The organism is Lysinibacillus xylanilyticus (assembly GCF_001183605.1).
Lineage (GTDB): Bacteria > Bacillota > Bacilli > Bacillales_A > Planococcaceae > Lysinibacillus > Lysinibacillus xylanilyticus.
Genome location: NZ_LFXJ01000008.1, coordinates 177,974 through 203,350 on the forward strand (window position 1 = coordinate 177,974; position 25,377 = coordinate 203,350).

Consider the following 25,377-nt stretch of genomic DNA (forward strand, 5'->3'; position numbering starts at 1 on the left):
ACTGCTAAGTGAACTAAACAAAGCCTTCTAACAAAAATGTTAGGAGGCTTTTTACGTTGGTTAGACCCATGAAATACATCGTGATGATTATAAAAACAGCCCTCAAACTTAAATGCTTAAAGGCTGTTTGTTAGTTTATATCGATAAATATAAAAAGTTAGGTGATAAATTTAAAAGTTGGGTGATAAATATAAAAAGTTGGGTGATAAATTTAAAAAGTAAGACGATAATTTCAAAATTTTTATCGATAAAAATAAAAAGTGGATCATTTTAAAACGTATCTATTTAAAAGCTGTAAAATATCTTTACCAATTTGCCCAGGGTTTGTCGCCAATATAGGAGAGCGATAATTTGATAAAACAACGACGCCTGTTTGTTTTGTTTTGTCAAACCCAAGATAACTAGAGAAAGCTTTCGTCGAACCGTTATGCCAAATGATATTGTCCTCAAGAAGCCATCCTAGACCAATACCCATATGTTCCGAAAAGGTTTCAGTAGCTTGATGTGTTAATGTATAACCTGAATTTTCATCACTTAAATGTACTTTCATAAACTTTAAAAGATCATTGACAGTTGAACGGACTGCCCCTGCTGCCATAAATTCATTCATTTGGAGCGGTGGCTTTTTATGTCCAAGGATTGTGTATCCTTGCAATACTGCCTCTGCTTTATCAGAAGGGATAGAGATAAATGTATTTGGCATATCTAAAGGCTCTGTTAATCTTTGTTTAATAGCTGTTTCATAATCAGTATGAAGTGTATTGGCTAAAATATATCCTAAAAGCCCCATTCCTACATTAGAATATCTGAATTTAACTTTTGGCTCGTCTGTGTGTGTTTTAAAATAATGTATAGTCTCGTTCAATGAATATTGACAAAAAGGATCACGATGGGTTTCTGCGTCAAAAAGATTGGAAATGTTCTTCAGCACACCAATTCCTGGTAGTCCAGAAGTATGATTTGCTAAACGTTTGAGTGTGACAGGGTGATTATCGGGAATTGCTGAAAAGTATTTGCCGATAGAATCTTCTACATGGACTTGTCCTTCCTGAATCATTTCCCCTAATATGGATGTAGTAAAAACTTTAGAAATCGATCCAACTTCATATATATAAGGCTTTTCTTCCATCATAAAATTCGAGCCACCAAAAGTAAAAGTAGCTTCTTGGTCTTGAGAAAAGATACCGATGGATAAAGCAACATTTGGACGGGTTTTTATATAGGGATAAGCAATTTTAAATATGTCCTTTTTTAAATTATGTAAATCCACAATAATACCTCCATTAAGAACGCTTATTTTTTTCCTGCTCCTCTGAAATAATAAAATGTAATTTCAAAAGCATGTCTTTTAATTGTAACAAGTCCTCTGTATTGAGCTTTGTATAATATTTATAAATAATAGCAAGCTCAATTTCCTCCTGCTTTTGAAAATAAAGATGTCCTCGTTCATCTAGCTCTATAATAACCTCTCTACGATTCTTTTTACTCATTGTTCTTTTTATATAACCTTCTTGCTCCAGCCTATTTACTAGTTGGCTAACAGCACTTGCAGATGTACCCATTAACTTTGCTAATTCATAGGTTTGAAGGGGACCTTTCGTCTGAAGAAGACTTAAAAATACTGCTTGTTTTGTAGTTAATGTTTCATCCAACAACGAGGTAAATTCATCGGTTAACATTAAATTGGTTTCATAATCAACTCGATTAATCTCTTTAACAAGATGCACCAAATCCTTATCCATGTATTTCAACACCTAAATAATTAATATGTATTAATTATAAATATGTATTAACAATGATGCAATTATCTTAACTATGCGATCGAAGATGAAATATGCATAAACATTCAAATATTCGCATTTTTGACACATCCAAAGATAGAAGTCTAACTTTTTAAAATAAACATAAAAATTCAGTTGATTTTATATTTATGCATTTGTTATACTAAACCCAACAGCAACGAAACAAGGAGTGAAGGCTATGAAATTACTCGAAGAAGTACAGTTAAAGTTAGTGTCTAGCTTAAAAGGTAAGGACCTATTAACCTTGCTAGACTATACAAGTAAAGAGGTTCAGCAGTTAGTTGAATTAGCGACACAGCTGAAAATGATTACTAAAGAAGGGAAATGTCCGAAGTTACTAGAAGGTAAGACACTCGGCATGATTTTTGAAAAACATTCAACTCGTACTCGTATTTCATTTGAAGTAGGTATGAACCAATTAGGCGGAAAAGGTATGTTTATGCATGCGCGTGATTTACAGATTGGTCGCGGTGAATCGATTTATGATACAGCACATGTGTTAGAAGGCTATTTAGATGGTATTATGATTCGCGCGAACTCTCATGCAATGGTAAAGGAGCTTGCAGAGCATGCATCTATACCGGTAATCAATGGCTTAACGGATATTTATCACCCATGTCAAGCTCTAGCGGATTTAGAAACGATCGCTGAAAATAAAGGTCATCTAAAAGGATTAAAAATTGCATATGTTGGAGACGGCAACAACGTGGCGCACTCTTTAGTAGTCGCTTCTGCTCATGTAGGAATGAACGTGGCGGTGGCAACACCAGTTGGCTATGAATGTGATGCGGAGGTTATTGCAAAAGCTCAGGCTATCGCAGAAGCAAACGGTAGCACAATTATTATTACAAACGATCCTATAGATGCGGTTATAAACGCGGATGTAGTATACGCTGATGTATGGACATCAATGGGGCAAGAAGAGGAGGCTGCAAAACGTCTAGAAGACTTTGCAGGTTATCAAATTAATGATGAGCTTGTCGCATATGCAAAACCGAATTATATGTTCCTACACTGTTTACCAGCTCATCGTGAAGAAGAAGTAGCGTCATCTGTTATTGATGGCCCAAATTCCTACATCTTTGAGCAAGCAGAAAACAGACTCCATGCGCAAAAAGCAGTGCTAGCATCAATTCTAGCTTAATGTAATAAATGAACTTTTCGAGCAAGGACAGACAACAAGTATTATGCTTCTCAATTAGAGAAGTACTATATAGATAGAGTTCATATTGGCAACAGGGGGTGTCAATGTGAATAACATAACAGTGGTTGCAGACAGAGGGATGTAAGCCACGCGTGATGTTTGTTATCAAGATGGATGACCACATCGCTACATAATAAAGTAACCTGGGAGACGCTAGGTTACTTTTTTTCTTGTTGAAAATATAATTCCTAGTTTTCCAATCTTTTATAGAGAATTAAAACGATTATCTATATAATAGGATAAATAAGTAATTTGAGGAGGGCTTCAGATGAACATTGACCATATTGAAGCGTTTTTATATGTAGTGCATTATAAAAGTATTCATAAGGCCGCAAATGCTTTGTTTTTATCTCAACCAACTGTGACGGCGCGTATTAAATCATTGGAGCGAGAGTTAAATGTAGAGCTATTTTATCGCGATGGACGAAGTGTAATATTATCTGATAAAGGCAAGGACTTTGTACCGTTTGCAACACAGATTGTGCAAACCTTTCAACAAGGGAAGAAACAATTAGAAGAAACACAGGAATCTGATGAGGTGTGCATTGGTACAAATGGAGTCACAGCGCAATATTTTTTAGCTTACGCTTTGCCCAAATGGAAGAAAGACTTTCCACATTTACGTTTTCAGATTATCACAGGTTCAACATCAATAATTTTAGAGAAACTAGAAAGTCATCAAATCCATCTTGGTCTTATTCAATACGTGCATAGAGAAGGAATTTGCAATGAGCTATTGCTAAGTAATGCTGTTAAACTTGTGATGCATCGCGAGCATTCCTTTATACAACAAAATCTAATGAAAGCAAAGGAACTGGCAAAACAGAAAATCGTGTTTTTTGAATGTGGGGCTTTTGATTGGAATTATGTGCATAAAATGTTTGAGGTAGAGGGTGTATCAGCAAATATTGAGGTGCGAACGGATCATTTAGAAGTAGCGAAAGAATTTATTCGTACGAAAGAGTATATGAGCTTCTTACCACATCTCTGTGTAAAAAAGGAACTTGAAAGTGGGGAGTTTGTTGAGGTTGATGTTAAGCATTTACTTGATATGAATCAACACATTTTTTTAACGTATAAAAATAAAGAGACACTGGCGCCAGCCTTTTGGAACACAATATTAGAAACTGCAATGCAATATGAAAGCATTCAATAAAATTCGAATTGATAAAATATTTTATAAGACAGTAAATTTTTTTCTATTATGTAGCCTATTGCAAATGGAATAAATGAACTGTATTATCTTCCTCAATCCTATTTTATTTATGAGCAACCAACGATAAATAAAATATTTTTTTAACCATAAAACATACTTAACCACTATGTTTAGTAAAAATAAAGATTGAGGAGGAACAAATATGGTGAGACAGGACAAAATTCGATTCGGGGCTATTATTCATGGTGTAGGTGGTAATATTTCAGGCTGGCGTCATCCTAAGGTGGCTAGTAATCAAAGTGTAAACTTGCCGTTTTATATTCAGCAGGCACAAAAGGCAGAGCAGGGGAAATTTGATGTTGCTTTTATTGCAGATGGTTTGTTCATCAATGAAAAATCTATTCCGCATTTTTTAAATCGTTTCGAGCCAATAACAATTCTTTCGGCGTTAGCGGTAGCAACTAAAAACATCGGGTTAGTGGGTACTGTATCAACCTCCTATAGCGAACCATTTACAGTTGCACGCCAATTCGCCTCTTTGGATCATATTAGCGGAGGCCGTGCAGGGTGGAATGTTGTTACGACACCATTAGAAAGCACTGCCTTGAACTACAATAAAACAATTGAGCAGCATCCTAACCACGCAGAGCGCTATCAAATTGCTGAGGAATATTTGGAAGTGGCAAAGGGCTTGTGGGATTCATGGGAAGATGATGCTTTCATTGCAGATGTAGAACATGATGTATTTTTCGATCCTGATAAGCTGCACACATTAAATCATAAGGGCGACTATTTTTCAGTTAAAGGTCCGTTAAATATTGCACGTTCTAAGCAGGGGCAGCCTGTTATTTTCCAAGCGGGTTCTTCAGATGCAGGTATTCGGTTGGCGGCAAAGGATGCGGATGCAATTTTTACACATGGTGCGTCGTTAGAAGAATCACAGAAATTTTATAAAAGGGTAAAGACTGAGGTTGCAGCATTTGGACGCAATCCAGAGGAAGTTAAAATTTTTCCAGGAATCTCTCCGATTATTGGCGATACGCTTGAGGAAGCGGAAGCAAAGTATCAGGAGATCGTTGAGCTTGTTTCGATAGAGCGTGCACTTGCTTATCTTGGTCGATATTTTGATCATCATGATTTTACACAATATGATGTAGATGCATTGTTCCCAGAGCTTGGTGATATTGGAGCGAACAGCTTTAGAAGTACAACTGATTATATTAAAAAATATGCCAAACAAGAAGGGCTAACATTGCGACAAGTTGCTTTACGTGAAGCAACCCCAAAAACAGCATTCTTTGGTACAGCAGAGCATGTTGCTGATCTCGTGCAGGAATGGTTTGAGCAAGAGGCGGCTGATGGCTTTATTATAGGCGTTACTGTACCTGGAGCACTTGAGGATTTTGTAGATAAGGTTGTGCCGATTTTACAAGCAAGAGGGCTATACCGTGAAGAATATGAGGCAGACACATTACGTGGTAACTTAGGCTTACCATTTAAAGAAAGCCGTTACGTCAAACAGTCTGTCTAAAAACCAAGTAAATGTATATGAATAAATATAATTAAGGAGGCAAAATATGAGCTATTCATTAGGCATATTAGATCAAAGCCCTATTATTGAGGATGCTACAAACGAGCAGACCTTACAAAAAACAGTGGCTCTAGCACAAAAAGCAGAGCAATTGGGCTACTCACGTTTTTGGGTGTCAGAGCACCACAATACAGATACATTAGCGGGGTCATCTCCAGAGGTATTAGTATCTTATCTCCTTGCTAAAACAAAGTCTATTAATATTGGGTCGGGTGGAGTGATGCTACAGCACTATAGCCCATACAAAGTAGCAGAAAATTTTCATGTTCTCGCATCGTTGGAGCCAGGGCGAGTTGATTTAGGCATAGGGAAAGCACCGGGCGGTTTACCTCTCTCTACGAAGGCCTTACAATATGGCACGCTCAATAAAGGCGAAGATTTTGAGGAAAGATTAACATTTTTACAGCAATTAATTGAGCAAACAGTACCAGCAGAGCACGAGTTATTTGGGGTACAGGCAACACCGATTCCAAAGGTAAAGCCAGCATTATTTTTACTTGGGGCTAGTCCACAAAGTGCCGCTCTTGCAGGCACACTAGGCATTGCGTTTGTCTTTGCGCGATTTATAAATAGTGATAATGATGTATTAGCTCAGGCAGCTACAGCTTATCGCAAGCATCATCCAAACGGTCATTTTGCCGTTTCCATCGCAGCCATTGCAGCCCCTACCAAAGAGGAGGCGAAAGAGCTTATTGGTGATCAAAAAATTACGAAGGTACATTTAGCGAGTGGCAAAAGCCTAACTTTACAATCGGTAGAGCTAGCAGAGAAATTTGGTCAGGAATCTGGAGAGTCATTTACGGTGAAGCAATATGATGCAGATATTTTATATGGTACCCCGGATGATATTAAAACGATATTAGATGACTATCATGTGCGCTATCAAATTGATGAGTTTATCTTGCATACACCTGTGTTGAAGGAATTTGAGCGGGAGCGGTCATTTGAGCTATTAAGTCCAGTCTATTTACAGCAAAAGGAAGCGGTAAGCTAAGGAGGAAATGAACATGGCAAAAAATATAGATGTAATTGTTTGGTCAAAGCAAGGCTGTAGTTATTGTGATGAAGTGAAAACATATTTACAACAACAAAGCATTTCTTACAAAACAGTAGATGTAACACATAATGACGCATTCCGTGACATCCTTGAAACAAAGTATGGTGTCCGTTATGTTCCGGTTGTCGAAATTGGATCAAATGGTGTCTTTAAAGCAGTAACAGAGATTGGGCTGGAGTATTTAAAAGCAGCACTTGCTGCCGATATACCGTCGCATGCATAAGAAGAGAGGGATTCTATGAAAAAATTATCATTTTATTTACTACTGTTGCTAGCTTTACTTTTAACAGCATGTACAAGTTCTGAAAAGTCCGAAGGGGATACTAGTGAAAATAATGCAGCACAAGGTGGAAAGGAAGTTCAAAAAATTATTGTTGGTACCGGCACTCAATTTCCAAATATCTGCTTCATTGATGACAAGGGGAATTTAACAGGTTATGATGTGGAGCTTGTTCGCGCTATTGATGAGAAGCTACCAGAATATGAGTTTGAATTTAAAACGATGGAATTTTCTAATTTATTACTAAGTCTAGAGACAAGGAAGATTGACTTTGTTGCCCATCAAATGGAAGTCAATAGTGAACGAGAGGAAAAATTCCTATTTAATAAAGAGCCTTATAATGTATTCCCATTAAAAGTAACAGTCAATGCAAAAAATAATTCTATTCAATCCATTGATGATTTGAAGGGGAAAAACGTTAGTGTTTCACCAACTAGTAACTCTGCTGTTTTTATAGAGAAATACAATAAGGAACATAATTTAGGTGCTAATATTGTCTATTCGTCCGGCTCGGTTGATGTTCACAATCAACTAGCGACTGGTCGAATCGATGCAATCATTACAACACCATTTGCAGTAAAGTACTATAACGAAAGCAATGAAGCACAGGAAAAGGTAGTAGGAGATGCTTTATTAAATTCAAAAGTTTACTTCTTATTAAATAAAGACGAGGTTGTCCTACAGGAGCGCCTTGATGATGCTATTCGAGAATTAAAGGCAGAAGGCGTCATTAGTAAGTTAAGTAAGAAATGGCTAGGTGACGATTATTCGGTAGACTTCTAAACGAAATAGGAGAGGGAGAAGGAAGTATGGCTAATGACCTTGACTTCACACTAATTGCAAAAGTACTTCCAATATTGCTTCAGTATTTACCAGTAACACTTGAAATTTTAGTATTTGCTACTTTTTTTGGCATGCTGCTTGGTATAGTGATTGCTATACCAAAGCTGCTACACATACCAGTTCTGAAGCAAATTATTACGATTTATATTTCGTTTATTCGAGGTACGCCGATTTTAGTACAATTGTTTTTAGTGTTTTATGGTATACCAGCGTTATTAAAGCTTGTGAATATTGATGTAACAAGAATGGATGCTATGTATTTTGTGATTATTACTTATACGTTGAGCAATGCTGCATCGTTTGCTGAGATTTTTAGAGCAGCTATTTTAACAGTTGATCGTGGACAAATGGAGGCAGCTTATTCAGTTGGATTAAGTGGAATACAGGCCTTTTTACGTATTGTGCTCCCTCAGGCGATTCGTGTTGCCTTTCCCAATATGACAAATACGATGATTAGTTCATTAAAGGATACTTCTTTAGCATTTTCAATTGGTGTCATGGATATGGTGGGTCGTGGAGAAACACTTATTGCTTCAACGACTAGGGCGCTGGAAATATATTTGGCGCTGTCCATCGTTTATTATGTCATTGTTATGCTGTTAGAAAAGGTATTAAAGCGAAATGAACGGTATCTTAATCGATATATGCCGAAGGAAGCGGCATCTAGCTAGGGGGAAATACTATGACAATAGATTACGCTTTTATTTTTGAAGCTTTAATAGAAATTAGTAAAGTATTGCCGTTAACTTTGTTCATGACAGTTACGCCTGTCTTATTGGGCATTGTAATCGGTATAATAGTTGCTTTTGTTCGGATACAACAAACAAAAATTCTCGCACCATTGTTGAATTTTTACGTATCTTTTTTTAGAGGCACACCAATCATTATGCACATTATGCTTGTTTATTTTGGAATACCAATTGTGGTTGATGTCATTGCGAAAGCTCTAAAGATAGAGTATCAATCAAGCTCTATCCCTATTTTATTTTTTGTTATTTTGGCTTTGACGCTAAGTGCAGGAGCATACGCCTCTGAAATAATTCGGTCCGGTATTTTAAGTGTACCTAAGGGACAGCTAGAGGCAGCTTATGCAGTCGGTTTAACATTTTCACAGGCGATGCGACGTTATATATTACCCCAAGCATTTAGTAAATCTATACCTAACTTCACAAATGTTATTATTGGGTTCTTACATGCTACGTCACTAGCTTTTTTCCTTTCAGTTAAGGAGTTAACAGGAGTTGCAAATATCGTTGCTTCTATTAATTTAAAGTTTCTGGAGGCATTTATCGCTGTCGGGTTAATTTATTGGAGTGTTTCAGCTATTGTCGAATGGCTGGCACATCGTATTGAAAAAAGAGTAACTGCCTACAGTAGGGGCGGCATTTAGAAAGGGGATCAAACGATGACAGTAGCTGAAATAGTGATTGAACATTTGAAAGAGGAAGACTATGCAAGTTATTTAGAGGTTCTAGTAGAAAGTTATGCACAGTATGAAAAAGAATATGAAAATCCAGAGGACTGGGCTTCATACTTAAGTGATATTCGGGCATCTGTTGGTAATCCTAATGCAGAGACAATTTTAGTGGCAAAGCGTGGCGATGAGATTTTAGGGGGACTGCAATTATTTACAGATTCTGAAAAAGCATATGGTTTACCAGAGCTTAACATACAATCTACCATTGTGCGCTTACTTGGCGTGCATCCTAAGGGAAGAGGGCTAGGTGTTGCTAAAAAATTATTGCATGAAAGCTTTGCCTTTGCTCGTAATCGTCAGGATCGAGCATTATATTTGCACTCAGGTGATATAATGCAGGCTGCTATTAACCTTTACTTATCACTAGGCTTCGTACGAGATGAATCAAAGGAATTTTATAAAGGACAGAAGCTAGTAAAAAGCTTCCGCTATGAACTGTAAAAAATGAACCCGTTGATTTTGACATCAACGGGTTTTATATGTTTGAGAGAATAATGAATTACATGTTGAAAATTTTCCCTGGATTCATAATATTATGTGGATCAAGTGCTGCCTTTATGCTCTTCATCACTGATAGAGATGTACCGTGCTCTGTGGACTGATATTTCATTTTTCCAATACCAACACCATGTTCACCTGTACAAGTGCCACCACGCAGTAAAGCAAAGTGCACAATATGTTCATTGAAGCGGTTGGCTTTTGCTTGCTCCTCGGCATCGTTTGGATCTAACATTAACAAGGCATGAAAGTTACCGTCTCCAACATGACCTACTATTCCACCTGCTAGACCAACATCCTCAAGCTGTTCACGAGCATATAAAACGGATTCAGCAAGCATAGAAATAGGCACACAAACATCAGTCGACATAAGCTTTTTCCCTGGATAAGCATGGATATATGCATAGGCCAATGAATGGCGTGACTCCCAGAGCTTATTACGTGCAGCATTGTCATGTTCAAATTCAACAGAAAGACAGCCAAAGTCGTCAAAAATTTCTTTAGCAAATTCTATATCGGCATGCATACCTGCTTCATTTCCGTGAAATTCTAAAAATAGTGTTGGTTTTTCGTCATAGGATGTTTCATTATAAATATTTGCTTGTTTGATAGAGGCTTCATCGACCAGTTCAACACGGCCAATTGAAATGCCCGCTTGCAACAATGCGGTTACTGCACTGACAGCATCGCCAACTGTCGTAAAAACTGCACGTCCCGCCGTTACAAATTCGGGTATACCATAGACTTGTAAAGTTAATTCTGTAAAGCAACCTAGCGTACCCTCAGAGCCAATGAAAAGGCCATTCAAGTGATATCCAGAAGAAGATTTTGCTGCTAAGCTACCGGTATGAATGACTGAACCGTCTGCGAGTACAACCTCTAAATCTCGTACTTGATCGCGCATAACACCATAGCGTACTGCTGTTGTCCCGCTGGCATTAGTTGCCGCCATTCCACCGAGTGTAGCATCAGCACCAGGGTCAACTGTGAATTGAAGTCCATGTTTTTTTAATTCTTTATTCAATTGGGCACGTGTTACACCCGGTTGTACTTTCACAAGCAGGTCATCTGGTCGAATTTCTAAAATAGCATTCATTTCAGAGAAATCGATAGAAATGCCATTTGCAATGGGAATTGCATTTCCTTCCAAGCTTGAGCCAACACCAAAAGGTACGACTGGTACACGTTCCGCATGCGCAATTTTCAAGATGGCACTTACATCGCCCGTGGAACGAGGGAAGACAACGATATCTGGTAAGCTCATTGTATGATGAGATTCGTCCTTTCCATGTAGCTGTCGCACCGTTTCGTTTGTTGACACCTGTTCTTCAGATAAAACCTTTTTTAGTTGATTTACTATTAATTCTACAGCAACAGTCATTCCAATCCCTCCTAATTTTCTGATAAATTAAACTTTATCACGCATTTATTAGAAATGGAATGAACTGTCTATAAAAACTTAGTGAGCAAAGACTTTTTCAAGTTTTTGAACAAATGCATCCTGCTCATCAGGACTAGATTGCTGCCACCATTTTTCAAAAAATACACCAAGCCCTGGAAGTAAATGCTCTTCACCACGACTAATTGCATCTTCGACAATATCCTTAAATTCGGCCGCTGATTGGCCATGCACGTTTGTCGTAATCGCATCTCTTATTTGAAAATTCATCTATTTCGCCTCCTTAGTAGTAATTTTGTCCAACCTTTTAAGAAATATGTATAGATAGACAAATCAATTATGCCTCGGCATAATTGCGTCCGGAATCGGCTTTGTGCTTAGGCCTGCAAGATGCAGGTCAGTTAGCCGTTATCGCATGGATGCGATGGTTTTAGGCTAACATCCTTTATGAGCTCTTTCAGATTCCGTGACATCCGCCGGAGGCTTTAACTTCTTTCAACACACGCTGAAAAGTAACTTAGCCAGCATTCATCTCACCACTTATAGAGGTAGGAGATGAATGCTGAAGGAAGTTAAACATATGATTTTTGAAATATCATACTGTTATTATGTATAAATATTAAAAAAGATTTATAAAGACTTTCTAATCGTATTGACAAAAGAGCTGTTCGACATCCTCCTAGTATAGTAACTAAGATAAAGGTACCTAGGAATAATGGACTGTGCATAGTCGACAGGACAATAAGATGACAACACAGCATAATAATCAGTTATCGCCTGAACAACCATTTAATGAAGTATTAGAATTAGTCCAGCCGATGATAACGTCGATTTTGTTAAGGTGCCACATTTATAAGGATTTTGAGTATTATCGTCATATAGCATCCATAGCCGTGTGGGAGGCTTGGCGTAAAGCGGATCAATCAAAAGGGAAGTTTTCTGCTTATATTTATACAACCGTAAAAGGAGAAATTTTAAAAGAGCTTTTGAAAGAAAAAGGTTTTGAAAATACTCATACACCTATGGATAATGACACGATAAATTATATTCGAGATTATGAAATGAGTGAAAGCAGCCCAGTTCTTTTAGAATGTATTATGTCTCATTTGAAATTTGAAGAAAGAAAAATATTACTACTTTTCTATGTAGAAGGTTATAGCTACTTGGAAATAGCTAAAGAACTAGGTTTATCTGTGGACGCTGTTAAAAAAAGACGTACAAGAATAATGATAAAGCTTCGTAAGTTGTTATATTAGCCGAATAGTACGAAAAAGCATCAAAAGTATGCTAATATCAAAACGAATATTAGCATACTTTTTGCATACAAATTCCAATAAAAATGCTATGATTTGTAAGAAGTCAAAGAAAAATACAATTTTTAATTTTATTTTCCCTTTTGATAGTTCATATTACCTATCTAATTTTATATTTTTATTAGTATGGAGGGTTATTGTTGGTGAATAGGTTGAAACAACTAGAGATAGAAAAGATAGAGATTTGGTATATAGTATTGCCACTATTGCTCGTGTTGCCACTATTAGGTTTAAGTAATCAGGTATTTGATTCATTTAAGGAAGAAAGTTACATTTGTTTGAATTTGATTATACAAGTACTAATTATTGTTTTTACAATGGCAATCGCTATTCAATCTTGGCTCGTTTTTTCACACTTATTATCAAATCAAACATTATACATAGGTAATTTATTTTTTATCATCGCTTTGTTTGAATTAGTGAACTTGGTTATCGCTCAATATCCAATGGCTGAAACATTATATTTTGAAATATGGTTGGATTTAATAATGCGTTTATGCTTAGCGATCGGTTTTCTCTTTATTATTTTAAAGCCAAAAAAACGCTTAACGATGAATGATCGTAATTATACATATAGCAGTTCCTTATTATTTGTACTTCTGAGCCTTCTTCTATTGTATCTCTCTTCAAAATATTTTTTTCTTGAAGAACAATTGTTGCTGAAAGCAAGCGCTATTGTTCATTTATTGTCTGCTGTCTTACAAGGTGTAACGATAGTGATCTTAAGTAAGTATAAAAAAAAGTTGCCTAAACGAGTTATGTGGCTTATAACCGCAGCACTTTATTTAATTATTAGTGATATTTTCTTTGCGTTCATTAAAGATTTGAAATCAATTTGGGGCTTTTTAGCATTGATTTACCAATTTTTAGCGTTCTACTTTTTCTTAAAAGCAATTTATTATACAACTGTTGAAAAACCATTTCAGCAACTATTAAAAATAAAACGAGATCTTGAGCATTCGCAGCAGGAGCTTCATTTTCAAGCTTATCATGATGATATTACTAAGCTTCCAAATGAACATTTATTATTAAAAACCTTAAAAGAGGAATTACATGACAATAGTCGTCAAAAAGCAATCATTGCAATCGAAATTGATCGCCTTGCTGCTATTGGTTCATCTATAGGTATTAGCTATTCTAATACAATGATGAAGCTCATAGCTGAAAGAATTCAAGCTATATTACCTCCTCATTATTTTGCTTCAAAGCTTCGTGAGGGGCAGTTCATTATTTATATTAACCATGTGAAAACAAGAGAAGAGTTGCTACAATTTTGCTTAAACTTGAAGAGTGCTATGAAAAAACCATTACAAGTACAACTATTTTCACTCAACGGAAATCTTAATATCGGCATCGCCCTGCATGAAGAAGATTGCTCAGGTGAAGAGCTTTTAATGCATGCTCAGTTAGCGATGAGAGAAGCAAGTCAAATACCTCAAAGAGTTCTTTTTTATAAGTCATTTATGTCAAATGGCAGTGCTGATCGTATATTGATTGAGCAAGAACTCCATAAAGCATTAGCCAATGAAGAATTTTACTTGGATTTTCAGCCTCAAGTAAATTTAAAAACGGGCAAAATTGAATCGGTAGAAGCGCTAGTACGTTGGCGTCATCCAACCCGTGGATTTGTTTCACCTGAGTTGTTTATCCCAATTGCTGAAGAATCTGGTCTTATAATTCCTTTAGGGAAATGGATCTTAGAGACGGCTTGCTCTCAAGCAAATACATGGAAGGAGCAAGGTTTGCCACCATTGAAGGTTGCTGTCAATTTATCTATTGGGCAATTATTCCAGCAAGATTTGGTGTATATGGTGCAAGAAATCTTACAACGTACAAATTTAGAACCACAATATTTACAATTAGAAATTACGGAAAGTATGACGATGAATATTGATCATATAACACAGCTACTTCATGAGTTAAAGGCAATTGGTATCCAAATTGCTGTTGATGACTTTGGGACAGGATACTCGTCGCTTTCGTATTTAAAAGATTTTCCAATAGATTGTTTAAAAATTGACCGGGCTTTCGTTAGAAATATACAACATAATTCAAATGATGAAGCGCTTGTTTCTATGATTTTATCAATGGCGAAGCATTTGAAGTTAAAGGTTGTTGCCGAAGGAATCGAAGAAGTTGAGCAGCTTGCTTTCCTTATTAACGGTGATTGTGATTATATCCAGGGGTATTTATTTAGTAAGCCAGTCTCTGCTGAACAGATTTTCAATAATTTTAACGAGTTACACAATCGAGCAAAAGATATTTTAACCGAGTTTAAATATGAAGAGGATTTCATAATTTAAAGTTGGGTTTATCAGAGGTGTAAAAATTGAAAAAAATAATAATGGTATTAGGGTATATAATATTTTTAACATCCTTTTTATATTTATCTATAAAAACATTGATTCTTTCTACAATGAGGGATTCTTTTCCAAATGCTCAATTTATTTTAAGCTTGCTTTTAATAATAACCATTACTGTGACGTTAGGTTTGTTTTTAAGAAAGTTTGCTAGTGATTATAAAAATTTGTTTTTATGGACTACTGTCATTTCCTGGATCTTCGCTTAGGCAATATTCTGGGGTTATTAAAAGTCCTTTTCAAAAGTAAAAAAACTGCTTACTTCACCTCAGTGAGTAAGCAGTTTTTTTATTTGATGATAAAGTCTAATGTACTAGGTAATCTTCCTTTAATTCACCTATGTCCACTTCGGATCGTTCCTCTAAAGAACGACGTAAATGGACAGTTGCTGTTTTACCATCATCATGAAGCTTGTCAATCCAAATAGATACGCCATTATAGCTTACTTCATATTCTTTTGGTGAGGCGACAATTTCTTGTGCACGTGTATAATCCACTTGAAGGCCTCCTTATTTTTTCGTCTTGCCTTCTTTAGTGACAGAATTAATCATGTTCATAAACTCTTGAGAAAATTCTTCAACAGCTTTTTCACTAGCTTTGTCTGGAGCTATTTTTTGGTTTTTTGGCGTTTGAGGCAATGATCCTTTGTTAGCGCTTTGTCCTTGCTTATTATCTCTTCCCATGTTCAGTTCTCCTTTCGTTTTGATATTTCTTAATATGGCTTTGAATTGATTTTTTATCATGGGAAAAACTAGGAAAAGGAAAGAATATATTGTAGAACTGTATATAGAACTTTTTGCGTTAATAGATCAGCCTTAAATGCGCATACTATGCTAAGATATCGCCTTCGTAATCAACAACTTTTTGATCAAAGTAGTTCTTCAGACACCCACTGGAAAGTGCCTAGTCTACCAGAAATCACCCACGTTTATAATGAAACCTTTTTGATGGAAAAATCATTATTTAATAGTGCCCAGTTTTGTGGGAAAGGAAAACCTAACGCCCAATAGCTAATACCTCGAAGATTATATTCCTTCGTCATGTCAAACTTAGCTTGTGCACTTCTAGCATCTTCAAACCATACCTCATGATTTTTACCTTGTTCATCAACATAACGGAAATACGGTGACTGTGCGGTCCTATCATATTGAATGGTTGCTCCATGTTTTATAGCTCTGTTAATGGCTTCTTGAGAGCTGAATGTTTCTGCCTCTTGACCTTTAACATGCGGTAGAAGCCAATCGCGAGCATAAATTTCAAAGCCTAAAAATATTTTGTTAGCAGGTATAACCGATAAAGCATATTCCACAACTTTTCTCATCTCGTTAATAGGTGAAATGGCTTGTGGTGGACCAAGTCGGTATCCCCATTCATATGTCATTAAAATTACAAAGTCTGCAATTCTTCCGTGTGCTTCATAATCATGTGCCTCATATAAAGTACCTGCCTGTGTTGCGCTTGTTTTTGGCGCAAGTGCCGTTGATACTAGGTATCCTTTTGGGTGAAGACGATCAACAGCTAATTGGAGGAAAGTATTGTAATTCTCTCGATCTGCTGGAAGAACGTTTTCAAAATCAACGTTTAGAACTTTATAGCCCTTTTCCTGCATCACTTGCAAAGTATTGTTGATAACCTTCTCCCGTAATTCTGCACTAGATAAAATAACATGTGATAAGTTGGAACCGGTTTCTGTAGAAGAGAAATTCGTAAGTGTCAGCATAGGTGTAATGTTTTTGGCAACAGCTGCATCAATCATTTCTTGGTCCTTTATAGGCTGCAGTGTACCATCCTCCTTCACCATATAAGCAAAGGGGCTAAAATAAGTTAGTAGATGACCGATTGCATTAATCGACTGCACAGCTTCTTTAGATTCTTGATACGAATAAGCAACTACTTCAATGGAAGGTTTTGCTCTCGGAATAATTAAATGTGTACCAGCATAAATCATGTTTGGATTTGGAATTTCATTTTCTAAAACAATTGCTTGCACAGTCGTTCCATATTGCGTGGCAATTTGCGATAGAGTCTCCCCTGGTAGCACAATATGTGTAGTAGGTGGAATAATTAGTCTAGTTCCAGGTGTTAAAACATCTGGATTCGTTAAATGATTTTCTGTGATAATCGATTGCATAGTCACTCCATACTGTTGGGAGATCGACCATAAGGTATCACCCCTTTTTACAATATGAGTTGTGTAAGGAGAAGGGATAACGAGTGATTGTCCGATTACTAATTGATCTGGATTTGATAAAGCGTTTAATTGGATAATGGAATTGATAGGTACAGAATAGCTGTTTGCAATTTGCCAAATTGTTTCACCAGCGCTCACCACATGAATAATCATTAGGACACCTCCTTAGTGGTTTCAATATATAGCATCATATGTATGAATAAAGAGAATGAGCATTTATCTTTCATTTTTAAACGATAAAAATTTCAATTTTCATATTCTTTCTAAGTGATGTGCATAGGATAAAACATATGCATGGCATCATTTGAGAGAGGAGTTGTATTTTGAAGAAAGTAAAGCTCACAGGAAGAATTGTTACTCCTGAAGATCTGGACTATGAGCAAGCAAGAACAAATAATAACTTAAATGATCCCAAATTTCCGAGTATCATTGTATTTTGTCGACATACGAAAGATGTTATCAACGCATTAAGATGGGCGAGAGAAAATAATGAATCATTTCGAATCAGAAGTGGAAGACATAACTATGAAAATTATTCATTATTGAACGAAGGTCTTGTTATAGATGTTAGTGATATGAATGAAATAATCATTAACCGGCAAGATATGACAGCGAGAATTGAAGCAGGCGCTAATTTAGGAAAAGTGTATCGGGCCTTATGGGAAAATGGTTTTACAATCCCAGCAGGAACTGAAGGTAGTGTAGGGGTTGTTGGTTTGACGCTTGGTGGGGGAATTGGCATGCTATCGCGTCCATTTGGGCTAACATGTGACAATTTACTTGAACTTGAAATGGTTGTTGCAAGCGGTCATGAAGGGGCTGAAGTAATCCAAGCTGACAAGCAGAAAAATAGTGATTTATTTTGGGCAAGTTGTGGCGGGGGCGGAGGTAATTTTGGCATCGTTACAGCTCTTACATTTAAACTGCATCCTATTTCTAACGTATCGATCTTCTCCATTACATGGGGATGGGAAGATTTTGAACGCGCCTTTGACGCATGGCAAAAATGGGCACCTTATACTGATGAACGCTTGACCTCACAAATTGAGCTTAAATCTAAGGAAGTGGGTGAAATTGTTGCTCAAGGTGAGTTTATAGGTACAGCATCTGAGTTAAAGAAACTACTCCGACCATTAAGGAAAACAGGTTCACCAACGAATATATGGATAAAGGAAGTACCGTATATTAAAGCTGTAGAATTTTTTGACTTACCGAGCGGCAACAAACCAGCTCTACGTAAAAGGTCAGGATCCTTTATTGAAAGGCCATTCCCTCATACTGCCATTGTACAAATGAAAGAATTTTTATCTAACGCTCCAAATAGAGAAACGACCATTTGGCAGCAATCTCTTAGAGGAGCGATAAGTCAAATTGCGTCAAGCCGAACAGCTTATTATTATAGAAATGCTTTAATTGTTCAGGAGTATATTACCTCATGGAAAAAGGCTAAAGAAGAAGAAAAAAATATTCAGTGGGTTGAGAATTTAAGACGGGCTTTGTCACCGTTCACTGTTGGTGATTATGTGAATTTCCCTGATCGTTATATAAAAGATTGGCCAACTGCCTATTATGGTCGTAATCTTCGAATGCTTAGAGAAGTAAAGGGGAAATATGATCCTTTTAATGTATTTCATTTTCCTCAAAGTATCCCGCCATATAGAAAATGGCGTTAGATGAGAGTCTATAAAAGAAAAAGGAGTATGCAGAGGGGTAACAAACATGTTGCTCTTTTCTCCCACATTAACTGCCCTTAAAGGACCAATTGGTGAAGACTAATAATCAGTGGGGAATGATGAACCCCCACTGATTAAAGTTTAACTCTATCCCTACAATTTTTCGGCAAGTATTTTATTGATTGCTGGAATATCAGCGGGAGCAAAATTAAGATTTAGTAGTTCTTTTCGAGGAACCCATCTAATTTCAGCGTGTTCTAGCATGATCGGCTCTCCCTTTATAATCGAAGCTTTAAATGTTTCTAAGCGTACTATAAATTTTTCGTATTCATAAATGGTGTCCTCAACCTTGTCCCCAACTTTTATAGAGCAATTAAATTCCTCTAATATTTCACGAGATAAAGCTTGCTCCGACGATTCGCCCTCTTCAATTTTACCACCAGGGAATTCCCAATAATTTGCTAGTACCATATTAGGGTTTCTTAATGCACAAAAAATTTCATGCTTATCATTTTCAATTATGGCACCTACTACATGTACATTTTTTTTCATATTTATCATCCTTAAGTTTATTTATGTATTCTTGGAATCAGTAAGAAGGTAAGGTCATTTATTACCTATCACAAAAAAATGAGCAATTGTTCCGTTTTCCTAAAATATTGGCTCGTCACCATAACGTGTGGTTGATTTCCGTTCCGACTGGGCGCTTTGTAGCTGTCGCTTTGCTTTCGCTACATGAAAACATTTGTTGCTGTCGCTTCGCTTTCGCACAGAGCAGAGCTTCCTGGGGGCGTCCGATGAGCCGCTTCGCTTCGCTGCAGGGTCTCGGGCCAACAGATGTTTTTTGCGCGAAAGCGTAGTGCTAACGCAGCGTCAGCAGCACTATGTTGGTCACGAAGGCGTTATCACAGGACGTGATGGTTTTAGCCTTCGTTCCCCTTTCGCGATCCCCAAGGAGTCGCCCAGCCTCCACTCCAATCAACTAATACATTGTATATGTTTAAACAAATGTCATCCACAACTTTTGGTGATGAGTCAAAATATTGAAAATTATAACGTGTATCTCGGTGATGGACATAACTTTATAATGGTTTTCGTATAACTATGTAATTTGTCGTTTTCTACTGTATAATAATGAACAGTAAATAGGAAAAAGGCGGTACGAGGTACGATGAAAAGAATTGAATCTACGCAAAATGCGTTAGTGAAATATTGGAAGAAGCTTGCGACAACACGTAAAGAGCGTGAAAGATCTGGAGAATTCTTAGTAGAGGGATTCCATTTGGTAGAGGAAGCATTAAAAAATAACGAGCAAGTGCTGCAACTAATTGTGCGTGAAGGTGTAGAATTACCGATGCTTTGGCCGATTGATAGTGTAGCCATCGTTGAAGTAACAGCGGCTGTTGCCAAGGAGTTTGCTGAAACGGAGACTTCTCAAGGTGTATTTGCAGTTTGTAAGCAACCTTTGTTAGACGAAGATGTAATGGCTTCGTGGCGCAAGGTGCTACTAATTGATGCTGTCCAAGATCCAGGGAATATTGGAACGATGATTCGTACTGCTGATGCAGCAGGTTTGGATGCAGTCATACTCGGCAAGGGCTGTGCGGATTTATATAATCCTAAAACGCTTCGCTCTGCGCAAGGCTCGCATTTCCATATTCCTGTCCTTCGTGGCGATTTAGAGGAATGGATTGAGCAGCTACAGGATAATGATGTACCAGTATTTGGAACAGCTTTAGATGAGGATGCAGTTGTTTATAGTGATATTGAGCATACTGGTGCTTTTGCGATAATGATGGGGAATGAAGGAAGTGGCATTCATCCACAATTACTTTCGATGACAGATCAAAATATTATTATTCCGATATTGGGGCAAGCAGAGTCTCTAAATGTAGCAGTGGCAACAGGAATAGTATTATATGGATTTGTAAAGTAATTAATCAAAGCAATCACAACCTTGTTGTAAGTATATGGTGGAATTTCCGAAATTGGGATTATCGCCAAAAGTTGCGGATGACATTTATATATGCCTTGTATAGTAGTTGATTGGAGTGGAGAATGGGCGACTCCTTGGGGATTAGCGAATAGAGGAACGAAGGCTAAAACCATCACGTCCTGTGATAACGCCTTCGTGACCAACATCGGTGCTGCTGCCGCTACGTTAACACTACGCTTTCGCGCAAAAAAACATCTGTTGACCCGAGACCCTGGAGCGAGCACATAGGAGAACGAAGGCTAAAAGCATCACGTCTTGTGATAACGCCTTCGTGACCAACATCCTGTTGGCCCAAGCGGCTCATCGGACGCCCCCAGGAAGCTCTGCTCTGTGCGAAAGCGAAGCGACAGCAACAAATGTTTTCATGTAGCGAAAGCAAAGCGACAGCTACAAAGCGCCCAGTCGGAACGGAAATCAACCACACGTTATGATGATGAGCATAAAATTGCCGATAAAGCCATCAATATCGATGGTAATAGGCACATGGCTCTTGATTTGAAATGGTATAGTATTGTATAATCACTGTTAAAATGTAAACTAAAATGCTTTGACCGGGAAGTAGTAAAGATTGTGAATGGACGACAGGGAGCACAGGACGAAGATTGAGAGCCAGTGCCGTACCAATGCAGTTTTGAATTCACCCCGCGAGCAGCTACCGGGACCAGCTAAATGCTGTAAAGGTACGCCGGCTTTAATCTAGTCGTTATGTCAATGAAGTGATTGCTAGGAGTTTTCTATGCAATAACTAGGGTGGTACCGCGAATATGTCCTCGTCCCTTTTTTAGGGGCGAGTTTTTTTATGCCATCAAAGGATGTCACGGATTGTTTATCTGTAGCGAAAGCAAAGCGACAGCTACAAATGTTTTCTGCGCGAAAGCGAAGCGGCAGCGGCAATTATGCCAAGGCGAAAATGATTTAATCAAGGAGGGTTTATACATGGAAGAGCAATTAAAACAATTAGAGCAAGAAGCACTTGCTAAAATTGAAGCGGCAGCAAATTTAAAGGAATTAAATGATGTGCGAGTAGCATATCTAGGAAAAAAAGGACCTATCACTGATTTACTAAAAGGTATGGGGAAATTATCAGCTGAGGAACGCCCGAAAATGGGTGCCTTAGTCAATACGGTTCGTGAAAATGTAACTGCTGTATTAGAGGAAAAGGTAACTTTGCTAGAGAAAGCAGCAATTGCTGAAAAATTAGCAAGTGAGTCGATTGATGTCACTTTACCTGGCCGTGAAATTAAAGTTGGCAATCGTCATCCGTTAACACGTGTTATTGAAGAAATTGAAGATTTATTTATCGGTATGGGCTATGAAGTTGCAGAAGGTCCGGAAGTGGAAAAGGATTATTATAACTTTGAGGCACTGAATTTACCGAAGGGACACCCTGCTCGTGATATGCAAGATTCGTTCTATATTTCCGAGGAAATATTATTACGTACGCATACTTCTCCTGTGCAAGCTCGCACGATGGAAGAGAAGAAAGGTGAATCAATTCGTATTATTTGTCCAGGGAAAGTATTCCGACGTGACAATGATGATGCTACACACTCACACCAATTCATGCAAATTGAAGGGTTAGTGATTGGTGAAAATATTCGCATGAGTGACCTTAAAGGTACGCTTGATACATTAGCGAAAAAAATGTTCGGTGGAGACCGCGAAATTCGACTTCGACCAAGTTTCTTCCCATTCACAGAGCCATCTGTTGAAATGGATATTTCTTGCTTCAAATGTGGTGGTTCAGGCTGTAACGTATGTAAAGGTACAGGCTGGATTGAAATTTTAGGAGCTGGTATGGTGCATCCAAATGTACTTGAAATGGCTGGCTATGATCCGAAGAAAGTGTCAGGCTTTGCATTCGGTATTGGTGCTGAACGTATCGCAATGTTGAAATATGGTGTCGACGATATTCGTCATTTCTATACGAGTGACACACGTTTCTTATCACAATTCGAGCGAACAGAGGCGTAAGGGGGATAAAAAATGTTAGTATCATTAGAATGGTTAAAAGATTATGTAAGTACACAGGATTTAACGCCTGAGGAGTTAGCAGAAAAAATTACGCGCTCTGGAATTGAAGTGGATGCAGTAATTGACCGTGCTAACGCAATGGATAAAGTTGTTGTCGGCTATGTAGTATCAAAAGAGAAACATCCTGAAGCGGATAAATTAAATATTTGCCAAGTTGATGTCGGTGAAGCTGAGCCACAACAAATTATTTGTGGTGCTCCAAACGTTGATGCTGGTCAAAAAGTTATTGTTGCTCGTCCAGGTGCACATTTACCAGGCGGTATTAAAATAAAAAAAGCAAAACTTCGTGGACATGAATCAAACGGTATGATTTGTTCATTACAAGAGTTAGGAATCGAAGGGAAGCTTGTACCTAAAGCATATTCTGAAGGTATTTATGTACTTCCTGAGGATGCTGAGGTTGGCTCGGATGCCCTTGCTATTTTAGGTCTACGTGACACAGTATTAGAGCTTGGTTTAACACCAAACCGCTCAGACGCGTTGTCAATGCTAGGAGTAGCATACGAAGTTGGTGCAATTCTAACTGAAGAAGTGAAGTATCCAGAAATCGCCTACAGCACATCTTCTGAAAAAGCAGAAGACATGTTAAAGCTTCGAGTGGAAGATTTACAAGCAAACCCAATGTATGTTGCAAAAGTTGTGAAAAACGTAAAAATCGCGGAATCACCGATGTGGCTACAAAATCGCTTAATGGCAGCAGGCGTACGCCCACATAACAATGTTGTCGATGTTACGAACTACATTTTAATGGAATACGGTCAACCGCTTCATGCATTTGACTACGATAGCCTAGCAACAGGTGAAATCGTAGTGCGTAAAGCAACAGAAGGCGAAAAAATTACAACTTTAGATGATCAAGAGCGTACATTAAAAGCTACAGATTTAGTCATTACAAATGGCAAGGAGCCAGTAGCTATCGCAGGTGTAATGGGTGGTGCAAACTCTGAAGTAAGTGATTCTACAACAACTGTTGTAATCGAATCTGCATACTTCGACGGTTTAACAGTACGTCAAACATCGCGTCATCTTGGACTTCGATCAGATGCTTCTGCTCGTTTTGAAAAGGGTGTAGACCCTAACCGTGTGTTACCTGCTGCAGAACGTGCTGCAGCACTACTAGCTGAATTAGCTGGCGGTGAAGTGTTAGAGGGAACATGCATCGTTGATGAACTAGATAAATCACCAGCACGTGTTGTTGTTTCTCCAGATTTTATTAATGAACGTTTAGGTATGAAAATTTCATTAGAAGAGATGCTGTCTATTTTAGAGCGTCTTAAATTCGGCGTAGAAGCAGCTAATGGTTTACTAATTGTTGATGCACCAACACGTCGTCAAGATATTAAAATTGAAGAAGATATTGTAGAGGAAATTGCACGTTTATACGGCTATGATGAAATTCCGATGACCTTACCAGAGGGCGCAAACCAAGTAGGTCGTCTAACGCCATATCAAGCAAATCGTCGTGTAGTTCGTACTTACATGGAAGGGGCAGGCCTTTACCAAGCTGTCACTTACTCATTAACTTCAGATGCATTGTCACAACGCTTTGCATTGAAAGCTGAGCCAGTAACACGTTTACTAATGCCGATGAGTGAGGACCGTTCAACACTACGTCAAAGTCTAATCCCACATCTAATTGAAGCTGCTGCATACAATGTTGCACGTAAAGCTGACAATGTGGCATTGTATGAAATCGGTTCAGTATTCCTTGGTCAATCAGAAGAGGGGCTACCATATGAGGAAGATCATGTGGCGGCAGTAGTAACAGGAAAATGGCTTGACCATGCTTGGCAGGGTGAGAAAAAAGAGGTAGATTTCTTCGTCTTAAAAGGCATTGTAGAAGGTGTTATCGGTAAGCTTGGTTTAGAGGACCGTATTTCATTTTTGAAAACGGAAGTAGATGGATTACACCCTGGACGTACTGCTAGCATTCTTTTAGACGGTGAACAAGTGGGCATTATCGGTGGATTACATCCAGCAGAGCAAAAAGCATGGGGTGTAAAAGACACATATGTAATGGAAATGAATCTAGTAACATTATTAAATGCTACTGCAAAAGAAGCACCTCTTGGTTATACACCAGTGCCTCGTTTCCCAGCAATGTCTCGTGATATTGCACTTATCATGGACCGTACAACAACAGCTGGAGAGGTTACTGCTGTGATTCGCTCAGCAGGTGTGAAATTATTGAAAGACGTTCGTGTGTTCGACGTATATGAAGGTGAAAAAATGGAGGCTGGTAAAAAATCAGTGGCATTCTCACTAACATACTTCGATCCAGAACGTACTTTAACAGATGAAGAGGTTGTTGCAGCACATAACAAAGTGTTAAAAGCTATTGCAACAATTGAAGGCACAGAAGTACGCTAAATTTAATATTTTTTGTGAGCTGTCTCATAATGAGGCAGCTTTTTTTGTTAACATTTACAAGTAGTTTTTGTAGGAAGTGTGAGAGAAATAAAGCGCTGGAGAGAAGACTTAAGGCTAAATCTTATATTTTGGT

25 protein-coding genes are annotated in these 25,377 nt (G+C 37.8%); 16 read left to right on the forward strand and 9 right to left on the reverse strand.

The features are described 5' to 3' along the window. Window positions 1-265: 265 nt before the first annotated feature. Together ACZ11_RS15995 and ACZ11_RS16000 are read right to left on the reverse strand one after the other, a co-directional pair. A complete protein-coding gene (locus ACZ11_RS15995; RefSeq protein ID WP_049667529.1) occupies window positions 266-1,270 on the reverse strand; it encodes a serine hydrolase domain-containing protein in 1,005 nt (334 codons plus the stop codon). Between the two features lie 13 nt (window positions 1,271-1,283). Next, window positions 1,284-1,742: a MarR family winged helix-turn-helix transcriptional regulator gene (locus ACZ11_RS16000; protein ID WP_049667530.1), complete on the reverse strand. Its 459-nt coding sequence runs from the start codon at window positions 1,740-1,742 to the stop codon at window positions 1,284-1,286. Between the two features lie 238 nt (window positions 1,743-1,980). Between ACZ11_RS16000 and argF the strand changes: the two genes are divergently transcribed. The 9 genes from argF (at window position 1,981) to ACZ11_RS16045 (ending at window position 9,851) form a co-directional block, all read left to right on the forward strand. Further along, window positions 1,981-2,946 (forward strand): ornithine carbamoyltransferase, encoded by a 966-nt coding sequence (gene argF, locus ACZ11_RS16005; protein WP_049667531.1) that lies wholly within the window; start codon window positions 1,981-1,983, stop codon window positions 2,944-2,946. A 328-nt stretch (window positions 2,947-3,274) separates the two neighbouring features. Beyond that, entirely contained in the window at window positions 3,275-4,162 is an 888-nt protein-coding gene (locus ACZ11_RS16010; RefSeq protein ID WP_049667532.1) for a LysR family transcriptional regulator, read from the forward strand. A gap of 202 nt (window positions 4,163-4,364) precedes the next feature. Then, window positions 4,365-5,693 (forward strand): LLM class flavin-dependent oxidoreductase, encoded by a 1,329-nt coding sequence (locus ACZ11_RS16015; RefSeq protein ID WP_049667533.1) that lies wholly within the window; start codon window positions 4,365-4,367, stop codon window positions 5,691-5,693. A gap of 46 nt (window positions 5,694-5,739) precedes the next feature. Continuing rightward, a complete protein-coding gene (locus ACZ11_RS16020) occupies window positions 5,740-6,747 on the forward strand; it encodes an LLM class flavin-dependent oxidoreductase (RefSeq protein WP_049667534.1) in 1,008 nt (335 codons plus the stop codon). Window positions 6,748-6,760: 13 nt separating this feature from the next. Beyond that, window positions 6,761-7,033, forward strand: coding sequence for a glutaredoxin family protein (locus tag ACZ11_RS16025; protein ID WP_049667535.1), 273 nt, complete (start codon window positions 6,761-6,763; stop codon window positions 7,031-7,033). 15 nt (window positions 7,034-7,048) lie between these two features. Further along, entirely contained in the window at window positions 7,049-7,873 is an 825-nt protein-coding gene (locus tag ACZ11_RS16030) for a transporter substrate-binding domain-containing protein (protein WP_049667536.1), read from the forward strand. Window positions 7,874-7,899: 26 nt separating this feature from the next. Further along, window positions 7,900-8,604 carry an amino acid ABC transporter permease gene (locus ACZ11_RS16035; RefSeq protein WP_049667537.1) on the forward strand — a complete coding sequence of 235 codons (705 nt, stop codon included), beginning with the start codon at window positions 7,900-7,902 and terminating at the stop codon, window positions 8,602-8,604. An 11-nt stretch (window positions 8,605-8,615) separates the two neighbouring features. After that, complete coding sequence (locus ACZ11_RS16040) at window positions 8,616-9,323, forward strand: amino acid ABC transporter permease (protein WP_049667538.1); 708 nt, start codon at window positions 8,616-8,618, stop codon at window positions 9,321-9,323. A gap of 15 nt (window positions 9,324-9,338) precedes the next feature. Further along, window positions 9,339-9,851 carry a GNAT family N-acetyltransferase gene (locus tag ACZ11_RS16045; protein WP_049667539.1) on the forward strand — a complete coding sequence of 171 codons (513 nt, stop codon included), beginning with the start codon at window positions 9,339-9,341 and terminating at the stop codon, window positions 9,849-9,851. A 58-nt stretch (window positions 9,852-9,909) separates the two neighbouring features. Here ACZ11_RS16045 and ACZ11_RS16050 read toward each other — a convergent pair whose 3' ends face one another. Together ACZ11_RS16050 and sspI are read right to left on the reverse strand one after the other, a co-directional pair. After that, window positions 9,910-11,289, reverse strand: coding sequence for an FAD-binding oxidoreductase (locus tag ACZ11_RS16050; protein ID WP_049667540.1), 1,380 nt, complete (start codon window positions 11,287-11,289; stop codon window positions 9,910-9,912). 78 nt (window positions 11,290-11,367) lie between these two features. Further along, window positions 11,368-11,577 (reverse strand): small acid-soluble spore protein SspI, encoded by a 210-nt coding sequence (sspI, locus tag ACZ11_RS16055; RefSeq protein ID WP_049667541.1) that lies wholly within the window; start codon window positions 11,575-11,577, stop codon window positions 11,368-11,370. Window positions 11,578-12,029: 452 nt separating this feature from the next. On the opposite strand from sspI, the gene ACZ11_RS16060 reads away from it, so the two are divergent. Then, window positions 12,030-12,563 (forward strand): sigma-70 family RNA polymerase sigma factor, encoded by a 534-nt coding sequence (locus tag ACZ11_RS16060; protein WP_236690889.1) that lies wholly within the window; start codon window positions 12,030-12,032, stop codon window positions 12,561-12,563. Window positions 12,564-12,811: 248 nt separating this feature from the next. Further along, window positions 12,812-14,923 (forward strand): bifunctional diguanylate cyclase/phosphodiesterase, encoded by a 2,112-nt coding sequence (locus tag ACZ11_RS16065; protein WP_049667777.1) that lies wholly within the window; start codon window positions 12,812-12,814, stop codon window positions 14,921-14,923. A 362-nt stretch (window positions 14,924-15,285) separates the two neighbouring features. On the opposite strand, the gene ACZ11_RS16070 is transcribed toward ACZ11_RS16065, so the two are convergent. From ACZ11_RS16070 to ACZ11_RS16075, 3 genes are all read right to left on the reverse strand, one after another. Next, window positions 15,286-15,477 carry an H-type small acid-soluble spore protein gene (locus tag ACZ11_RS16070; RefSeq protein WP_049667542.1) on the reverse strand — a complete coding sequence of 64 codons (192 nt, stop codon included), beginning with the start codon at window positions 15,475-15,477 and terminating at the stop codon, window positions 15,286-15,288. A 12-nt stretch (window positions 15,478-15,489) separates the two neighbouring features. Beyond that, window positions 15,490-15,663 carry a hypothetical protein gene (locus tag ACZ11_RS26670; protein WP_166672114.1) on the reverse strand — a complete coding sequence of 58 codons (174 nt, stop codon included), beginning with the start codon at window positions 15,661-15,663 and terminating at the stop codon, window positions 15,490-15,492. A gap of 245 nt (window positions 15,664-15,908) precedes the next feature. Then, window positions 15,909-17,324, reverse strand: coding sequence for a LysM peptidoglycan-binding domain-containing protein (locus ACZ11_RS16075; RefSeq protein ID WP_049667543.1), 1,416 nt, complete (start codon window positions 17,322-17,324; stop codon window positions 15,909-15,911). A 170-nt stretch (window positions 17,325-17,494) separates the two neighbouring features. Between ACZ11_RS16075 and ACZ11_RS16080 the strand changes: the two genes are divergently transcribed. After that, a complete protein-coding gene (locus ACZ11_RS16080; RefSeq protein ID WP_049667544.1) occupies window positions 17,495-18,844 on the forward strand; it encodes an FAD-binding oxidoreductase in 1,350 nt (449 codons plus the stop codon). A gap of 153 nt (window positions 18,845-18,997) precedes the next feature. Here ACZ11_RS16080 and ACZ11_RS16085 read toward each other — a convergent pair whose 3' ends face one another. After that, the gene (locus ACZ11_RS16085; RefSeq protein WP_049667545.1) at window positions 18,998-19,396 is read right to left on the reverse strand and encodes a (deoxy)nucleoside triphosphate pyrophosphohydrolase; all 399 of its coding nucleotides are present in this window, start codon (window positions 19,394-19,396) and stop codon (window positions 18,998-19,000) included. A gap of 619 nt (window positions 19,397-20,015) precedes the next feature. On the opposite strand from ACZ11_RS16085, the gene ACZ11_RS16090 reads away from it, so the two are divergent. Further along, the gene (locus ACZ11_RS16090; RefSeq protein ID WP_049667546.1) at window positions 20,016-20,780 is read left to right on the forward strand and encodes a TrmH family RNA methyltransferase; all 765 of its coding nucleotides are present in this window, start codon (window positions 20,016-20,018) and stop codon (window positions 20,778-20,780) included. 220 nt (window positions 20,781-21,000) lie between these two features. Here the strand turns inward: ACZ11_RS16090 and ACZ11_RS26375 are convergent, their stop codons facing one another. Then, on the reverse strand, window positions 21,001-21,144 hold the full coding sequence (locus tag ACZ11_RS26375) for a hypothetical protein (RefSeq protein ID WP_161804472.1): 144 nt from the start codon (window positions 21,142-21,144) through the stop codon (window positions 21,001-21,003). Between the two features lie 26 nt (window positions 21,145-21,170). On the opposite strand from ACZ11_RS26375, the gene ACZ11_RS16100 reads away from it, so the two are divergent. The 3 genes from ACZ11_RS16100 (at window position 21,171) to pheT (ending at window position 25,244) form a co-directional block, all read left to right on the forward strand. Next, window positions 21,171-21,359, forward strand: coding sequence for a hypothetical protein (locus ACZ11_RS16100; protein ID WP_049667548.1), 189 nt, complete (start codon window positions 21,171-21,173; stop codon window positions 21,357-21,359). Between the two features lie 417 nt (window positions 21,360-21,776). Then, window positions 21,777-22,814, forward strand: coding sequence for a phenylalanine--tRNA ligase subunit alpha (gene pheS / locus ACZ11_RS16105; protein ID WP_049667549.1), 1,038 nt, complete (start codon window positions 21,777-21,779; stop codon window positions 22,812-22,814). A 12-nt stretch (window positions 22,815-22,826) separates the two neighbouring features. Continuing rightward, window positions 22,827-25,244, forward strand: coding sequence for a phenylalanine--tRNA ligase subunit beta (pheT, locus tag ACZ11_RS16110; protein ID WP_049667550.1), 2,418 nt, complete (start codon window positions 22,827-22,829; stop codon window positions 25,242-25,244). The last annotated feature ends 133 nt before the right edge of the window (window positions 25,245-25,377 follow it).

What these genes read in the sequence shown, in the direction of transcription:
- ACZ11_RS26375 (WP_161804472.1), bottom strand. Translation starts at nt 21,144, where the DNA reads ATGAGCCGCTTGGGCCAACAGGATGTTGGTCACGAAGGCGTTATCACA.
- ACZ11_RS16090 (WP_049667546.1), top strand. Translation starts at nt 20,016, where the DNA reads ATGAAAAGAATTGAATCTACGCAAAATGCGTTAGTGAAATATTGGAAG.
- sspI (WP_049667541.1), bottom strand. Translation starts at nt 11,577, where the DNA reads ATGAATTTTCAAATAAGAGATGCGATTACGACAAACGTGCATGGCCAA.
- ACZ11_RS16075 (WP_049667543.1), bottom strand. Translation starts at nt 17,324, where the DNA reads ATGATTATTCATGTGGTGAGCGCTGGTGAAACAATTTGGCAAATTGCA.
- ACZ11_RS16030 (WP_049667536.1), top strand. Translation starts at nt 7,049, where the DNA reads ATGAAAAAATTATCATTTTATTTACTACTGTTGCTAGCTTTACTTTTA.
- ACZ11_RS26670 (WP_166672114.1), bottom strand. Translation starts at nt 15,663, where the DNA reads ATGGGAAGAGATAATAAGCAAGGACAAAGCGCTAACAAAGGATCATTG.
- pheT (WP_049667550.1), top strand. Translation starts at nt 22,827, where the DNA reads ATGTTAGTATCATTAGAATGGTTAAAAGATTATGTAAGTACACAGGAT.
- ACZ11_RS16025 (WP_049667535.1), top strand. Translation starts at nt 6,761, where the DNA reads ATGGCAAAAAATATAGATGTAATTGTTTGGTCAAAGCAAGGCTGTAGT.
- ACZ11_RS16015 (WP_049667533.1), top strand. Translation starts at nt 4,365, where the DNA reads ATGGTGAGACAGGACAAAATTCGATTCGGGGCTATTATTCATGGTGTA.
- ACZ11_RS16035 (WP_049667537.1), top strand. Translation starts at nt 7,900, where the DNA reads ATGGCTAATGACCTTGACTTCACACTAATTGCAAAAGTACTTCCAATA.
- ACZ11_RS16010 (WP_049667532.1), top strand. Translation starts at nt 3,275, where the DNA reads ATGAACATTGACCATATTGAAGCGTTTTTATATGTAGTGCATTATAAA.
- argF (WP_049667531.1), top strand. Translation starts at nt 1,981, where the DNA reads ATGAAATTACTCGAAGAAGTACAGTTAAAGTTAGTGTCTAGCTTAAAA.
- pheS (WP_049667549.1), top strand. Translation starts at nt 21,777, where the DNA reads ATGGAAGAGCAATTAAAACAATTAGAGCAAGAAGCACTTGCTAAAATT.
- ACZ11_RS16045 (WP_049667539.1), top strand. Translation starts at nt 9,339, where the DNA reads ATGACAGTAGCTGAAATAGTGATTGAACATTTGAAAGAGGAAGACTAT.
- ACZ11_RS16020 (WP_049667534.1), top strand. Translation starts at nt 5,740, where the DNA reads ATGAGCTATTCATTAGGCATATTAGATCAAAGCCCTATTATTGAGGAT.
- ACZ11_RS16000 (WP_049667530.1), bottom strand. Translation starts at nt 1,742, where the DNA reads ATGGATAAGGATTTGGTGCATCTTGTTAAAGAGATTAATCGAGTTGAT.
- ACZ11_RS16085 (WP_049667545.1), bottom strand. Translation starts at nt 19,396, where the DNA reads ATGAAAAAAAATGTACATGTAGTAGGTGCCATAATTGAAAATGATAAG.
- ACZ11_RS16040 (WP_049667538.1), top strand. Translation starts at nt 8,616, where the DNA reads ATGACAATAGATTACGCTTTTATTTTTGAAGCTTTAATAGAAATTAGT.
- ACZ11_RS16050 (WP_049667540.1), bottom strand. Translation starts at nt 11,289, where the DNA reads ATGACTGTTGCTGTAGAATTAATAGTAAATCAACTAAAAAAGGTTTTA.